The organism is Bradyrhizobium sp. KBS0727, from assembly GCF_005937885.2.
GTDB lineage: Bacteria > Pseudomonadota > Alphaproteobacteria > Rhizobiales > Xanthobacteraceae > Bradyrhizobium.
This window is the reverse complement of sequence record NZ_CP042176.1, coordinates 1,850,648-1,864,336: the sequence shown is the minus strand read 5'-3', so window position 1 is coordinate 1,864,336 and position 13,689 is coordinate 1,850,648. Positions and strand designations below refer to the sequence as shown.

The following is a 13,689-nucleotide window of genomic DNA, read 5'->3' as shown; positions in this document are numbered from 1 at the left end:
GCGGCTAGTTCGCCTGGGCTCGCTACGTCCCAATTCGAACACTTAAAATCTGGAATCAAGTCATGGGTGCGTCTCATTATCGCACCGGGTAATCACGAGAAAATGAGCAGCGCTCGATCCGCCGATCGGCGCAAGCGGCCTCGATCGGGGTTTGGTACCGCGCTGGTCCCCCTTTCGAGGCCGCCCCTCATTTCCTGGAAACACCTTGTTTCAGGAAATGACCTTACTTTTCGAGGACTTCGTCGGAAGGAAACCTGCCGGGGGAAACTCCGCCATCAACGTTCTTTTTTGGCGCGAATCAGCTTCCGCTCAACCGAGATCGCTGCGCGGATTATAGGGGTGGCCGTCGCGCCATTTCAGCATCAATGCCTCAAGCTCGCTATCGTTCCCGTCGGGGAGGATGATTTTGGTGGTGACGAGCAGGTCCCCGGTCGCCCCCGCCTTCGGCAGGCCCTTGCCCTTAAGGCGGAAGGTGCGGCCGCTCGAGGTGTTTTTCGGGATCGACAGTTCGACCGCGCCGCCGAGCGTCGGCACGCGGACCTTGCCGCCGAGAACGGCTTCATAGAGCGTGATCGGCAGATCGACCCGCAGATCGTTGCCATCGACCTTGAAGAACGGATGCGGCGCGATGCTGATCGTGATCAGGAGATCGCCCGGCGGATGGCCGGGGGCGGTTTCGCCCTGGCCCTTCAGCCGGATCTGTTGACCCGGGGTGACGCCCGCGGGAATCCGGACATTGAGCTCCTTGCCGGTCGGAAGGCGGACGCGCTTGTCGCCGCCCTTGACCGACTCTTCCAGCGACACCGACATGGCGACGTTGAGATCGAGATCGACGCCGATCCCGCCGGTATCGAATTCAAAGGTTCTGCCGCCGCCGCGCCCGCCCCGGGCCGCCGCGCCGCCGAACATGCTGTTGAGGATGTCCTCGAAGCCTGCGCCGCCCATGCCACCGGGGCCACCGCCGCCGGTCCGGAAGGTATGGGACTGAAAGCCGCCCGGTCCGCCGGCGCGGCCGCGCGGGTCGCCGCCGGGAAAGCCCTGAAAGCGCGGCTTGCCCTCGGCGTCGATTTCGCCGCGATCGAACTGCTTGCGCTTGTCCTCGTCGCCGATGATCTCGTTGGCCGAATTCAATTCGGAAAAACGCTCCGCGGCCTTCGGGTCGTTCTTGTTGCTGTCCGGGTGATGCTTCTTGGCGAGCTTGCGATAGGCGCTCTTGATCGCAGCAGCGCTGGCGCCCCGCGGCACCCCCAAGACCTCATAGGGGTCGCGCATACGTCAGGTCTCCTTCAAGGGAATTCGGTTCTCGGGATTTTAGGGCAATTCGCCCGCCTTGGCTTCATCTGGGTGTTCAGTTGCATTTTTGCAACGGCCCGCAGGCCATGTTTTGACGCGTTTTCTTTACGCAAAACGCCACTTCACTCCAAAACCCCAACTCATCCTCGCTTCCAGGGCTTTAGCGTATGAATTTCCCACCGGCCCTGGCTGGCCTTGCAGGCGGCGCCCTGCAGCCAGCTTTCGGTGCGGCCGTTGACATAACTCGCCAGGAAATCCCGGCAGGTCCGGCCGTCCTCGGAGGCATAGGACTGGGCCAGCGGCGTCACCGAACCCCGCGCCCCGGTTTCCGGATTTTCCCAAGGCTGGCTGGAATCCTTGTCGCCCTTGGTCAGGACGTCGGAGGCGGCGGTGCGGGCAAACGCCAGATCGCTCTCGGTCGGGACCGGCAGACTGGTGGATGCGATCGCCCCGGTGACGTCGCCCTCTTCCATCTTGGCCAGCGCCGAGTCCGACCGGTTCATGCTGCAGCCGCCCGAGCCGAGGCCAACCAAAATCAGCGTCGCCATCGCGCCCGCCGGGCTGATCGCCGATAGGCCAACGCGTCCCCATGTCCTATATAGGGCGAACCTACATCGGGGCAGCAACGCGCTCTGGGACGCGAACGGACGCAACTGGGACTCCTGACATGACGGACACAACCTCCATCAAACACCCGACACCGTTAACATCGGGTGATTTTACCGCGGCCGAGGAACCGTTTGCGCTGTTCGGCGAATGGTTTGCGGAAGCGGTGAAGTCCGAGCCGAACGATCCCAACGCGATGTCGCTGGCAACCGTCGACGCCGACGGCCTGCCCGACGTGCGGATGGTGCTGATGAAGGGCTATGACGCGGATGGTTTCGTGTTCTACAGCCATATCGCCAGCCAGAAAGGCCGCGAACTCGCCGCAAATCCTAAGGCCGCTTTACTTTTTCACTGGAAGTCGCTGCGCCGTCAGGTCCGCATCCGCGGCAATGTGACGCCGGTGACCGCGGAAGAAGCCGACGCTTATTTCGCGACGCGGCCGAAGCAGGCGCAGATCGGGGCCTGGGCCAGCAAGCAGTCGCAGCCGCTGGAAAGCCGCTTTGCGTTCGAGCAGGCGATAGCGCTGGTCGCCGCCAAGCACATAATTGGCGAGGTGCCGCGCCCGCCGGGTTGGAGCGGCTGGCGCATCACGCCTTCCCGTTTCGAATTCTGGCACGATCGCCCGTTCCGCCTGCACGACCGCATCGAGTTTCGCCGTGATGCGCCGGGGCAGCCGTGGAGCAAGGTGCGGTTGTATCCCTAGAGATTGAGCCGCCATGGCCCGGCTCATCCCGGCCATCCACGTCCTTCTGCTCTGCCGGGCATGACGGAAAACGAGAGAAATTTTTATGCCTTCCGCATCCAACCATGGCCCCCGACGCACGATGCTCCTGACCGGGGCCAGTCGCGGCATCGGCCATGCCACCGTGATCCGCTTCTCCTCCGCCGGCTGGCGCGTCATCACCTGCTCGCGGCATCCCTTCCCGGAAAACTGCCCATGGGACGCAGGCCCGGAGGATCACGTCCAGGTCGACCTCGCCGACCACGCCGACACCACGCGGGCTATCTCGGAAATACGCGAACGCCTTGAAGGCGGTGCGCTGCATGCGCTGGTCAACAACGCCGCGATTTCGCCGAAGGCGCCGGGCGGCGGACGCATGGGCACCATGGACACCGACATCGACACATGGAGCCATGTGTTCCGGGTGAATTTCTTCGCACCGATCATGATGGCGCGCGGGCTGATCGAGGAATTGAAGGCCGCCAGGGGCTCGGTCGTGAACGTCACCTCGATCGCGGGCTCCCGCGTCCACCCGTTCGCGGGCGCGGCCTATGCGACCTCGAAGGCGGCACTGGCTTCGCTGACACGGGAAATGGCGTCGGATTTCGGGCGGGTCGGCGTCCGCGTCAATTCGATCGCGCCGGGCGAGATCGACACCTCGATCCTGTCACCGGGCACCGAGAAGATTGTCGAGGAACAGATTCCGCTGCACCGGCTCGGCACGCCCGACGAAGTAGCAAAGATCATCTATGTACTGTGTACGGAAACCAGTTCCTACGTGAACGGCGCCGAGATCCACATCAACGGCGGTCAGCACGTCTAGACCTTGTCGGTTCTGATGGAAGCAGAACCGGGCTCTATGTTTTGTCTTGACGCGTTTTCCTTACGCGAACCGGCGTCCACCCAGGGATCAAGTCCGAGGGCATGCTTCGCTCGAAAACGCCATAGCCACGCGGACCGCGTTCCAGAAATTCAGATCAATCCGCGCAGGATCTGGACGGCCTGCCAGCGCAGGCTGGCGTCGTCGACCCTGAACGCGCTGGAACACTCGTCCTCGTTCTCGCCATCCGCCAGCGCCGCGCCGCAATGACGGCAAAGTCGCATAGAGATCGCCTGCGCCTTGTCAGCGGCGCGACCCTGTTGATAGCGCGCGAAATCGATGACGTTGCGGGGGGACGTTATACGTTTCTCAACCATTGTATCCTCACGGCCTGAGGCATTCTTATCGCAGACAAGTTTCGATCAATCGTTCAGCGCACCGCTCAAATTTTAGCAGTGGAATTGAGGCAGACTTCGGATGTCGAAAAAGCGCGGGAACCGCGGCCCTACAGCCACTTTTTCCACTTGAACAGGAAGTAAGGCACGATCGCTGCGGCGACCATCAGCACCAGCGCGTAGGGATAGCCGTGCACCCATTCGAGTTCCGGCATTATCTTGAAGTTCATGCCGTAGATCGAGGCGATCAGCGTCGGCGGCATCAAGACCACTGCCATCACCGAGAACAGCTTGATGATGTTGTTCTGCTCGAGATTGACGACGCCGAGCATGGCATCGAGCACGAAGGTGATTTTGTTGGAGAGGTAGGAGGCGTGGTCGGTCAGGGAAGCGACGTCGCGCTGCATGGTCTTGAGCTGCTCGCGCATGTCCTTGGACCATTTGACGCCCTCCATCACCGCCGACAGGAAGGTGACGACACGGCCGATCGAGACCAGACTCTCGCGGACCTTTGAGGTCAAATCGCCCTTGCGTCCGATCGCCTGCAGGATCTGCGAATATTGCTTGGCGTGGCCGTGGCGCTCCTGTTCGGGTTCGAAGATGTCATGGGAAACCTGGTCGACGTCGGCGCCGGCGCGCTCCAGAATGTCGGCGCACCGGTCGATCACGGCGTCGAGCAGCTCCATCATCACCATTTCACCGGTGATGCCCGCCACGCATGATCGCCCCAGCTTGTTCTCGACCAGCGCAAACGGCCGCGGTTCGTCGTATCGCACCGTGACCAGGCGGTGGCCGGAGAGGATGAAGGTGACGGCCGTGGTGCGCGGCATATCGGTGTCGGAATGGCACATCAGCGTCGCGGTCATGTAGCGCGCGCCGCTCTCGATATAGAGCCGGCTGGAAATCTCGATTTCCTGCATGTCCTCCCGGGTCGGCACCGCGATCCCGGCCAGCCGCTCAACGGCGCGGTCCTCCGCGGAGGTCGGTTTCACCAGATCGATCCAGACGGCGTTTTCCGGCAATCCGGCCGGGTCGACCACAGGCAGCTTCTTGAGGGCAGATTCGGAGGGAACGTACACCGAGAACATGAGCAACTCCGGAACGGGCACCAACCGCACCCAGCGGCACTAAACGCGATTCTGGCAAGCGCTTCATGACCGCTGCATTAACCGCCGGCCCACATTTATGGCGACGAAGTGGCGGCGACGCGGCCTGGATTCGGCAACAGCACCACCACTGCCCCGAAATCAACCAGAAACCGCAAAACTTGCGGCAAAAAAGCCACAGCCAGCCTCCCGCAGTGCCGAACTGCTGCGCAAGCACTGGAATAATTGCCGGTTTTTGTCGATAATGAGATTAATGGAATCGTCGCGTTTGGGGCGCAGGATTTGCCGCCGCGAACGCCAGGCTTTCGATTGGAACTGAACCATGTCGTCGCTGAAAGTCACACTGGGTATCCTGGCCGCCGGCTTCATGCTGTCAGGCTGCATGCAGGGCACCACCTACGAAGCGACCAATACCCAGAATTTCAAGCCGCGCGACAAGGAACTGCTGTCCAAGGTTTCCTATGTGAAGACCCCGGTTCCGGAGGCCTTCCGCCGCGCGATCGTCGACTATCACCGCAAGGAAGCGCCGGGCTCGATCGTGGTCGATTCCGACAATCACTACCTCTATCTGGTCCAGGCCAACGGCAAGGCGATCCGCTACGGCATCACCGTCGGCGAAGAAGCCATGGCGTGGTCCGGCATTGCCAAGATCGGCAGCAAAACCGAGTGGCCGCCGTGGCATCCGACGCCGGGTGAGATTTCGCGTCTCGGCGTGCCGAAGTTCGTTGCACCCGGACCGGACAATCCGATGGGTTCGCGCGCGCTCTATCTCTACTCGGGCGGCAAGGACACGCTGTTCCGTATTCACGGCACCAACCAGCCGGAATACATTGGCGCATCGATTTCGTCGGGCTGCATCCGCATGACCAACGAGGACGTCATCGATCTCTATGACCGCGTCGGCCTCAATACGGTCGTGGTGGTGCTGGAGCCGAAGCACGGCGACTCACCGTTCAATTCGCAAATGGCGCTGCAGGGCGGCGGCAACAACGTCCAGTAATCGCCTCGCACCCTTCGAGCGAGATCAAAAGCGCCGGTTTTGCCGGCGCTTTTTTGTTGCCGGCTTTTTTGTTTCCGGCTTGGCCGCAGGCTCCGGTTCGGTCTCGTCAGCAGCCTCCGCCGGCGCGGTCTCCTGTCTGGCTGCGTCAGGTTTGGCCGTGTCAGGTTTGGCGGCAACCTCGCGCGGCGGCGCGTCGTCGGGACGTACCGCCGGCAACAATGGCGCGACCCGCGGCAGCGGATCCAGCACGTCCCACTGACAGATCCGGTAATTGCTGCGCCGTTCCATCAGGTCGAGATGGATGTGATCTTCATGATACCAGTCCGAGCTGGGGCCGAGCACGGTCGAGAACCGCGCACAGACCGAATGCAGCACCGTCTCGCGCACGTCGCGCGGCACCGTGCGATCGGTCAGCGAAATCGAGCGGCCGTTGGCGAGCTTGAGCGCGCGAACGTCGAGCGCATTGGCGCGGCCATGTTCGGAGAGGCGGGCGCCGACGATCCGGTTGCGGCCGCGGCATTCGAACGAGTCGAAATTGTCGAGATCGGAAATCGTGCTGCCGAGGCTGACCGCGAGCGGCGCGATGTCGGTGCGGATCCAGTCGGCCAGCTCCGCGGCCATGGCGCACCGCAGGATCGCGGCCGGCTTCACCGATACAAGCCGCTGGTCCGGCAGCACGATCGCCTCGAGCCGCACCAGATCCTCGCCACCGCAGCCGCCGGCGCCATGGATATCGGGAATGCTGGGAGCGATGGCGATCGCTTCCGTCAGCGCCTGCCGGCAGGCCGAGGCTTGCGGCGCCGGCGGCTGTGAAGGCGCCGACGCGGGTGCGGCCTGCTCGGTGGGCTTGCCGGCCTGGGGGGCCGGCGGCTGCGGCTCGGCGGCCGCGGGGCCTGTCCTTGTCCCTGTCTCGGCCCCGCCGGCGCATCGGCCGGACGCGGCCTCGGCAGCGGCACCGCCGCGCGGTGGACGTTGCCATGCCGCCTAGGCTCTCCCCTTGGTGGACCCCCGAACAGGTCGCCCCATGGCGCCGGGCGGACGCCCCTTGCGGCGTGAACCGGCTTTGCCTGCGCGCCGAGCAGCAGCAGCGCCACGGCAACGGTAACCATTGCCGCCTGGTTGCGGCCAAAGGCGCCAGAAGCCCATTTTCGGCTTGCTTTCTCCGCGCTACAGTTCATGTCAATTCCATGATCTCACGCCAGATCACCAGCACTTTGGCGGGATCATACGGGAGCGAATAACCATCGGGAGGGACGTGCGTATGCTCGGATTGATGCAAGACTGGCCTTTGCTTTGCCACCGGATTATCGAACACGCGGCGAAGTATCACGGCACGCAAGAGGTCGTCACGCGGTCGGTCGAAGGTCCCATTCATCGCACCAATTACGCCGAAATTCATGCCCGCGCCCTGAAAGTCTCGCAACGGCTCGAACGCGACGGCATCAAGCTCGGGGACCGCGTCGCCACCATCGCCTGGAACACCTGGCGTCATCTCGAAGCTTGGTACGGGATCATGGGGATCGGCGCGATCTGCCATACCGTCAATCCCCGCCTGTTCCCCGAACAGATCGCCTGGATCATCAACCATGCGCAGGACCGCGTGGTGATGGTCGATATCACCTTCGTGCCGGTGCTGGAAAAGATCGCCGCCAGCCTGCCGAGCGTCGAGCGCTACATCGTGCTCACCGACAAGGCCCATATGCCGCAGACCACGCTGAAGAACGCGGTCGCCTATGAGGACTGGATCGCGGAAGCCGACGGCAAGTTCGAGTGGGATAACTTTGACGAAAATACCGCGGCCGCGATGTGCTACACCTCCGGCACCACGGGCGATCCCAAGGGCGTGCTGTATTCGCACCGCTCCAACGTGCTGCACGCGCTGCTCGCCAACTCGAAGGATGCGCTGGGCACCTCGGCCGCCGACACCATGCTGCCGGTGGTTCCGCTGTTCCACGCCAACTCATGGGGCATCGCGTTCTCCGCGCCCTCGATGGGCACCAAGCTGGTGATGCCCGGCCCGAAGCTCGACGGCGCCTCGGTCTATGAACTCATGGACACCGAGAAGGTGACCTATACCGCAGGCGTACCGACCGTCTGGCTGATGCTGCTCAACCACATGGCGGCCAACAACCTTAAACTGCCGCATCTGCGCATGGTGGTGTGCGGCGGCTCGGCGATGCCGCGCTCGATGATCAAGTCGTTCGTCGATATGGGCGTCGAGGTTCGCCACGCCTGGGGCATGACCGAGATGAGCCCGCTCGGCACCCTCGCCACGCTGAAGCCGCCGTTCGACCAGCTCGAGGGGGAAGCACGGCTCGATATCCTGCAGACGCAGGGCTATCCGCCCTACGGCGTCCAGATGAAGATCACCGACGATGCCGGCAAGGAGCTGCCGTGGGACGGCAAGACCTTCGGCCGGCTCAAGGTCTCCGGCCCCGCGATCGCCAAAGCCTATTTCCGCGTCGATACCGAGATCCTCGACGATGAAGGCTATTTCGACACCGGCGACGTCGCGACCATCGACCCGCACGGCTACATGCGGATCACCGACCGCTCCAAGGACGTCATCAAGTCCGGCGGCGAATGGATTTCGTCGATTGACCTGGAAAACCTTGCGGTCGGCCACCCCGCGGTGGCGGAAGCGGCGGTGATCGGCATCCATCATCCGAAATGGGACGAGCGGCCGCTTCTGATCGTCCAGCTCAAGGCCGGCCAGAAGGCCACCCGCGAGGACATCCTGAAATACATGGATGGCAAGATCGCGAAATGGTGGATGCCCGACGACGTCGCCTTCGTCGAGGGCATTCCGCACACCGCGACAGGCAAGATCCTGAAGACCGCGCTGCGCGACCAGTTCAAGACCTACAGCTTCCCGACCGCGGCGGCGTAAGAACGGGAGAGCTGTTGGTCGTCATGCCCGGGCTTGTCCCGGGCATCCACGACTTCCTTGGGTTGACCAAGACGTGGATGGCCGGGTCAAGCCCGGCCGTGACGATCCAATCTCCCTTGAAATTGCCGCAGGTCCGTGGTCTCAAGCGGGCTTATCGGCGGCCGGTTCCATTTGCCCGGCGACGCACCAACCCGGCAGATTTTGTTTATGGCTCGCAGGTTTTCCGCTCCCTACCAGTCGGAGCCCGTGTCCAGCCTCGCCACATGGGCGCGCAACCTCGCCATCTTCTCCGTGATCGCGGTCGTGGTCTCGATCCTGATCGTCCGCTTCGGCTTCCTCGAAATGAAGCCGGCGCTGGCGACGTTCTTCGGCGCACTGGCGCTGGCTGTTCTGTCGATCCTGGTCGGCCTCGCCGCATTTGCCGCGATCTGGCAGAACGGGTCGCGCGGCATGAGCCGGATCCTGCTGGCGCTCCTGATCGACGCGGTCATCCTCGCCTACCCGGCCTATCTCGGTCTGCAATACCGCAAGCTGCCGCCGATCCACGACATCACCACCGATCCGATCGATCCGCCGCGCTTCGAGGCGCTGGCGCGGCTGCGCAGCGGCGAAGGCGCCAATTCCGCGGTTTATGCCGGCCTCTATTCGGCCGAGCAGCAGCGGCTGGCCTATCCCGATATCGAGACCGTGGAGCTCGAGGTCCCGCCGCAACGCGCCTATGACGTCACGCTCGCGCTGGTCACCAAGCGCAAATGGCTCATCATCGACGAGCGCCCGCCGCAGCCGCCGCGCCGCATCGGCCGTATCGAGGCGGTGGCGCGCACGCCGATCATGGGCTTCCGCGAGGACGTCTCGATCCGCATCACCCCCGACGGCGAGGATTCGCGCGTCGATATCCGTTCCTCGTCGCGCTATTTCGAAAGCGATCTCGGCAGCAACGCCGCGCGCGTGAGCAAGCTGATCGATGATATCAACACGGCGGCCGAGGCGGCTGCGCTGAAGCCGGTGAAGAAGACGCCGGCGCCGACCCCGAAGGCACAGGCCAAGAGCGTGAAGAAGTAGCAGCCGTCATTCCGGGGCATCGCGCAGCGATGAACTACGATGCGCAATTTCGCATCGCCCCGGAATGACGGAGCAGTCAAGCCATCCGATAGGTTCCGCCGATCACCGGATCGCCGTCGGTGGCGACGATGCCGCGGGCAACCAGACCTTCCAGATGCGCCAGCACGGAATAGCCGGCCGCGGTGGTCAGCCGCGGATCGAGGCCGATATAGATCGCGCGCACCATGGTCGGAATGTCGGCATCGCCCTTGCCGAGACGGTGCAGGATCGAGGCTTCGCGGGCCTTGCGGTGCCGGGCCAGGAAGCGCACGTAGCGCGGCCCTTCCGGGATCTCCGGTCCGTGGCCAGAGAAATACAAATCCTCCGCGCGCCGCTCCAGCCGTTCCAGCGAGGCCATGTAGTCGATCATCGATCCGTCCGGCGGCGCCACGATCGAGGTCGACCAGCCCATGACGTGGTCGCCGACGAAATTGAACTTCCGCTCGGGCCAGGCGAACGCCAGATGGTTGGCGGTGTGACCGGGCGTCGCCACCGCCTCCAGCACCCAGCCGGCGCCTTCGATGGTGTCGCCGTTCTTGACCTCGATGTCCGGCCTGAAGTCGCGGTCGGCGCCGGATTCCGGATTGTGCTTCTCGCTTTCGAAGCGCGGCCGCGAGGCGCGATGCGGCCCCTCGGCGTAAACCGGCGCGCCGGTGGCGGCCTTGATCCGCGCGGTGTTCGGCGAGTGGTCGCGATGGGTATGGGTGACCAGAATATGCGTCACGGTCTCGCCGCGCACGGCATCCAGCAGCGCCTTCGCGTGCGCCTCGTCGTCGGGACCGGGATCGATGATCGCGACCTTGCCCTTGCCGACGATGTAACTGACCGTACCGGTGAAGGTGAACGGGCTCGGGTTGTCGCACAGCACCCGCCGCACGCCTGGGCGTGCTTCTTCGACGACACCCGGCTTCAGCGGGAAGTCACGGTTGAACGGGATGTCGTCGTTGTCGGCCATGGGCTTTTTCACTTCAACGTCATTCCGGGATGGCCCGAAGGGCCAGACCCGGAATCTCGATGTGATGGAATGAACGGAATAATGCGGCTCGAGATTCCGGGTTCGCGCCTTCGGCGCGCCCCGGAATGACAAAAGGGACCCTTACGAAAACGCCTGAATGCCGGTGATCGCCCGGCCCAGGATCAGGGCATGGACGTCGTGGGTGCCTTCATAGGTGTTGACGGTTTCCAAATTCGCGGCGTGGCGCATCACATGATATTCGATCTGGATGCCGTTGCCGCCGTGCATGTCGCGCGACACGCGGGCGATGTCGAGCGACTTGCCGCAATTGTTGCGCTTGACGATCGAGATCATCTCCGGGGCCATCTTGCCCTCGTCCATCAGCCGGCCGACACGGAGCGAGGCCTGCAGCCCGAGCGCGATCTCGGTTTGCATGTCGGCGAGCTTCTTCTGCACCAGTTGCGTCGCCGCCAGCGGCCGGCCGAACTGCTTGCGGTCGAGCGTGTATTGCCGGGCGCGGTGCATGCAGTCCTCGGCGGCGCCGAGCACGCCCCAGGAGATGCCGTAGCGGGCGCGGTTGAGGCAGCCGAACGGGCCCTTCAGGCCGGACACGTTGGGCAACAGCGCGCTCTCCGGCACCACCACGCCATCCATCACGATCTCGCCGGTGATCGAGGCGCGCAACGAAAGCTTGCCGCCGATCTTCGGCGCCGACAGGCCCTTCATGCCCTTCTCAAGGATGAAGCCGCGGATCTGGTTGTCGTGCGCGGCCGACTTCGCCCAGATCACGAAAACGTCGGCGATCGGCGCGTTGGAGATCCACATCTTGCTGCCGGTGAGCCGGTAGCCGTCGGAAACCTTCTCGGCGCGGGTCTTCATGCCGCCGGGATCGGAGCCGGCATCCGGCTCGGTCAGGCCGAAGCAGCCGACCCACTCGCCGGTCGCGAGTTTCGGCAGGTATTTCTTGCGCTGGTTCTCGTCGCCATAGGCGTAGATCGGGTGCATCACCAGCGACGACTGCACCGAATTCATCGAGCGATAGCCGGAATCGACGCGCTCGATCTCGCGTGCCACCAGGCCATAGGCGACATAGCTTGCATTGGCGCAGCCATATTCTTCCGGCAGCGTGATGCCGATCAAGCCGAGCTCGCCCATCTCGTTGAAGATCTCGCGATCGGTCTTTTCTTCTAGGTAGGCCTTGGTGACGCGTGGCAGCAGCTTGTCCTGCGCATAGGCGCGCGCGGTGTCGCGGATCATGCGCTCGTCTTCGGTGAGCTGTTCGTCGAGCAGGAACGGATCGTCCCACTGGAAACCGGCGGCAGTCGGCTTGTCCTTGGTCTGAGGGCGCACGCTCATGAAAATCCCTTTCGCATCGTCCTTGCGGAATTGGGCACTAAACTAAAGGTCTATGAGGGGAATCGCAAATCTTTCCCTGCGCCATTCCCCGGTGCGCAATTGCGCACCGGAGGGCGCAAAGCGAACCCGGAATGACGGAAGCTAACCTTCCAGCTTCTCATTCGAGACGATCTCGATCCCGAAACCCGACAGTCCCTTGTAGTCGTGGACCGACGAGGTCAGATGCCGGATCGAGGTAATGCCGAGATCGCGCAGGATCTGCGCGCCGACGCCGACTTCACGCCACTGCCGGTTGCGATCGGCTTCGGCGGATTTCTGCTCGCCCACCGGCTCGACGGGAACCCCGGCGGCGCCGTCGCGCAGGTAAACCAGCACGCCGCGACCGGCCAGCTTGAAATGGTTGAGCACGACCTGCATGCGCGCCTGTCCGGTGAAGAGATCCTTGACGATGTTGGGCTTGTGAAGCCGCGTCAGGACGTTCTTGCCGTCGCCGATACCGTTGTAGACGAACGCAGCGTGCGCGATCTCGTCGAACGGCGAGCGGTAGGCATAGCCCTGCAGCGGTCCGATCGGGCTGTCCGTCGTAAAGGTCGCGACGCGTTCAATCAGCTTCTCGCGCGCCTGGCGGTAGGCGATCATGTCAGCGATCGTGACGTGCTTGAGCTTGTTGGCGGCGGCGAATCTGGCGACCTGCTCGCCCTTCATCACGGTGCCGTCGTCGTTCATCAACTCGCTGATGACGCCGACCGGCGGCAGGCCGGAGAGCTTGCAGAGGTCGACCGCGGCCTCGGTATGGCCCGAGCGCAGCAGCACGCCGCCGTCGCGGGCGATCAGCGGAAAGATATGGCCGGGCCGAGCAAAATCATTGGCGCCAGCATTGGGATTGGCGAGTGCACGGCAACACGAGGCGCGTTCGTCCGCGGAGATGCCGGTGCCGCCGTCCGGCTTGTAGTCGACCGAGACGGTGAAGGCGGTGGTGTGGCTTGAATCGTTATGCGCCACCATCGGATCGAGCCGCAGCCGGCGGGCGTCGTCCTGGGTGATCGGCGCACAGACGATGCCCGAGGTATGACGGATGATGAATGCCATCTTCTCGGCGGTGCACAGTGAGGCGGCGACGATCAAGTCGCCCTCACCCTCCCGGTCTTCGTCATCGGTGACGACGACGAGTTCGCCCTTGGCAAAGGCTTGCAGAACTTCCTGGATTGTATCGGGCATTTTCTCACGGTCTCGCTTGCTGCTGGGAGTGCATTAGCCGGACTCCAAGGCCGGCGCCAGCGTCAAAAAGGCCTGCGCCAGCGTCAATACGCAGGGCAGGAAGTCGCGGAAGGGGCTGGCGGAAAGGCCATGCTGCGACAGGGCCGGAACAGGAAAAATCATTGACGGGGTCCAGTCCCGATCGCCATGGTCGCAGCCATAAAAACAAGAAGCAGGCGCTGGGTAGAA

General features: G+C 63.6%; 15 protein-coding genes. 5 read left to right on the top strand and 10 right to left on the bottom strand.

Going from position 1 to position 13,689, the window contains the following annotated elements; translation table 11 throughout:
- Positions 1–309 precede the first annotated feature (309 nt).
- On the bottom strand, positions 310–1,272 hold the full coding sequence (locus FFI89_RS08595; protein WP_138834683.1) for a DnaJ C-terminal domain-containing protein: 963 nt from the start codon (positions 1,270–1,272) through the stop codon (positions 310–312).
- 161 nt (positions 1,273–1,433) lie between these two features.
- Positions 1,434–1,841: an RT0821/Lpp0805 family surface protein gene (locus FFI89_RS08590; RefSeq protein WP_138834682.1), complete on the bottom strand. Its 408-nt coding sequence runs from the start codon at positions 1,839–1,841 to the stop codon at positions 1,434–1,436.
- A gap of 119 nt (positions 1,842–1,960) precedes the next feature.
- Between FFI89_RS08590 and pdxH the strand changes: the two genes are divergently transcribed.
- Together pdxH and FFI89_RS08580 are read left to right on the top strand one after the other, a co-directional pair.
- Positions 1,961–2,602, top strand: coding sequence for a pyridoxamine 5'-phosphate oxidase (pdxH, locus tag FFI89_RS08585; RefSeq protein ID WP_138834680.1), 642 nt, complete (start codon positions 1,961–1,963; stop codon positions 2,600–2,602).
- 85 nt (positions 2,603–2,687) lie between these two features.
- Complete coding sequence (locus tag FFI89_RS08580; RefSeq protein ID WP_138834678.1) at positions 2,688–3,443, top strand: SDR family NAD(P)-dependent oxidoreductase; 756 nt, start codon at positions 2,688–2,690, stop codon at positions 3,441–3,443.
- Positions 3,444–3,592: 149 nt separating this feature from the next.
- Here FFI89_RS08580 and FFI89_RS08575 read toward each other — a convergent pair whose 3' ends face one another.
- The 3 genes from FFI89_RS08575 to FFI89_RS08565 form a co-directional block, all read right to left on the bottom strand.
- Complete coding sequence (locus FFI89_RS08575) at positions 3,593–3,817, bottom strand: hypothetical protein (protein ID WP_138834676.1); 225 nt, start codon at positions 3,815–3,817, stop codon at positions 3,593–3,595.
- Between the two features lie 128 nt (positions 3,818–3,945).
- Positions 3,946–4,923 carry a magnesium transporter CorA family protein gene (locus FFI89_RS08570; protein WP_138834674.1) on the bottom strand — a complete coding sequence of 326 codons (978 nt, stop codon included), beginning with the start codon at positions 4,921–4,923 and terminating at the stop codon, positions 3,946–3,948.
- A 159-nt stretch (positions 4,924–5,082) separates the two neighbouring features.
- Positions 5,083–5,283: a hypothetical protein gene (locus tag FFI89_RS08565; RefSeq protein WP_138834672.1), complete on the bottom strand. Its 201-nt coding sequence runs from the start codon at positions 5,281–5,283 to the stop codon at positions 5,083–5,085.
- Here FFI89_RS08565 and FFI89_RS08560 point away from each other — a divergent pair.
- Positions 5,264–5,941, top strand: coding sequence for a L,D-transpeptidase (locus FFI89_RS08560; protein ID WP_138834670.1), 678 nt, complete (start codon positions 5,264–5,266; stop codon positions 5,939–5,941). The genes FFI89_RS08565 and FFI89_RS08560 overlap by 20 nt on opposite strands.
- A 24-nt stretch (positions 5,942–5,965) precedes the next feature.
- Here the strand turns inward: FFI89_RS08560 and FFI89_RS08555 are convergent, their stop codons facing one another.
- Positions 5,966–6,673, bottom strand: coding sequence for an extensin family protein (locus tag FFI89_RS08555; RefSeq protein WP_371722503.1), 708 nt, complete (start codon positions 6,671–6,673; stop codon positions 5,966–5,968).
- A gap of 529 nt (positions 6,674–7,202) precedes the next feature.
- Between FFI89_RS08555 and FFI89_RS08550 the strand changes: the two genes are divergently transcribed.
- Complete coding sequence (locus FFI89_RS08550; protein WP_138834668.1) at positions 7,203–8,831, top strand: fatty-acid--CoA ligase; 1,629 nt, start codon at positions 7,203–7,205, stop codon at positions 8,829–8,831.
- Between the two features lie 207 nt (positions 8,832–9,038).
- Complete coding sequence (locus FFI89_RS08545; protein WP_138834666.1) at positions 9,039–9,893, top strand: DUF1499 domain-containing protein; 855 nt, start codon at positions 9,039–9,041, stop codon at positions 9,891–9,893.
- Positions 9,894–9,969: 76 nt separating this feature from the next.
- Here FFI89_RS08545 and FFI89_RS08540 read toward each other — a convergent pair whose 3' ends face one another.
- From FFI89_RS08540 to FFI89_RS35155, 4 genes are all read right to left on the bottom strand, one after another.
- Positions 9,970–10,887: an MBL fold metallo-hydrolase gene (locus tag FFI89_RS08540; RefSeq protein ID WP_138834664.1), complete on the bottom strand. Its 918-nt coding sequence runs from the start codon at positions 10,885–10,887 to the stop codon at positions 9,970–9,972.
- 141 nt (positions 10,888–11,028) lie between these two features.
- A complete protein-coding gene (locus FFI89_RS08535) occupies positions 11,029–12,243 on the bottom strand; it encodes an acyl-CoA dehydrogenase (RefSeq protein ID WP_138834662.1) in 1,215 nt (404 codons plus the stop codon).
- Positions 12,244–12,384: 141 nt separating this feature from the next.
- On the bottom strand, positions 12,385–13,461 hold the full coding sequence (ribB, locus tag FFI89_RS08530; RefSeq protein ID WP_138834660.1) for a 3,4-dihydroxy-2-butanone-4-phosphate synthase: 1,077 nt from the start codon (positions 13,459–13,461) through the stop codon (positions 12,385–12,387).
- Positions 13,462–13,494: 33 nt separating this feature from the next.
- Positions 13,495–13,623 (bottom strand): hypothetical protein, encoded by a 129-nt coding sequence (locus FFI89_RS35155; RefSeq protein ID WP_256379174.1) that lies wholly within the window; start codon positions 13,621–13,623, stop codon positions 13,495–13,497.
- Positions 13,624–13,689: the final 66 nt, after the last annotated feature.

What these genes read in the sequence shown, in the direction of transcription:
- FFI89_RS08595 (WP_138834683.1), bottom strand. Translation starts at nt 1,272, where the DNA reads ATGCGCGACCCCTATGAGGTCTTGGGGGTGCCGCGGGGCGCCAGCGCT.
- FFI89_RS08580 (WP_138834678.1), top strand. Translation starts at nt 2,688, where the DNA reads ATGCCTTCCGCATCCAACCATGGCCCCCGACGCACGATGCTCCTGACC.
- FFI89_RS08570 (WP_138834674.1), bottom strand. Translation starts at nt 4,923, where the DNA reads ATGTTCTCGGTGTACGTTCCCTCCGAATCTGCCCTCAAGAAGCTGCCT.
- pdxH (WP_138834680.1), top strand. Translation starts at nt 1,961, where the DNA reads ATGACGGACACAACCTCCATCAAACACCCGACACCGTTAACATCGGGT.
- FFI89_RS08535 (WP_138834662.1), bottom strand. Translation starts at nt 12,243, where the DNA reads ATGAGCGTGCGCCCTCAGACCAAGGACAAGCCGACTGCCGCCGGTTTC.
- FFI89_RS08575 (WP_138834676.1), bottom strand. Translation starts at nt 3,817, where the DNA reads ATGGTTGAGAAACGTATAACGTCCCCCCGCAACGTCATCGATTTCGCG.
- FFI89_RS08545 (WP_138834666.1), top strand. Translation starts at nt 9,039, where the DNA reads ATGGCTCGCAGGTTTTCCGCTCCCTACCAGTCGGAGCCCGTGTCCAGC.
- FFI89_RS08560 (WP_138834670.1), top strand. Translation starts at nt 5,264, where the DNA reads ATGTCGTCGCTGAAAGTCACACTGGGTATCCTGGCCGCCGGCTTCATG.
- ribB (WP_138834660.1), bottom strand. Translation starts at nt 13,461, where the DNA reads ATGCCCGATACAATCCAGGAAGTTCTGCAAGCCTTTGCCAAGGGCGAA.
- FFI89_RS35155 (WP_256379174.1), bottom strand. Translation starts at nt 13,623, where the DNA reads ATGATTTTTCCTGTTCCGGCCCTGTCGCAGCATGGCCTTTCCGCCAGC.
- FFI89_RS08550 (WP_138834668.1), top strand. Translation starts at nt 7,203, where the DNA reads ATGCTCGGATTGATGCAAGACTGGCCTTTGCTTTGCCACCGGATTATC.
- FFI89_RS08540 (WP_138834664.1), bottom strand. Translation starts at nt 10,887, where the DNA reads ATGGCCGACAACGACGACATCCCGTTCAACCGTGACTTCCCGCTGAAG.
- FFI89_RS08590 (WP_138834682.1), bottom strand. Translation starts at nt 1,841, where the DNA reads ATGGCGACGCTGATTTTGGTTGGCCTCGGCTCGGGCGGCTGCAGCATG.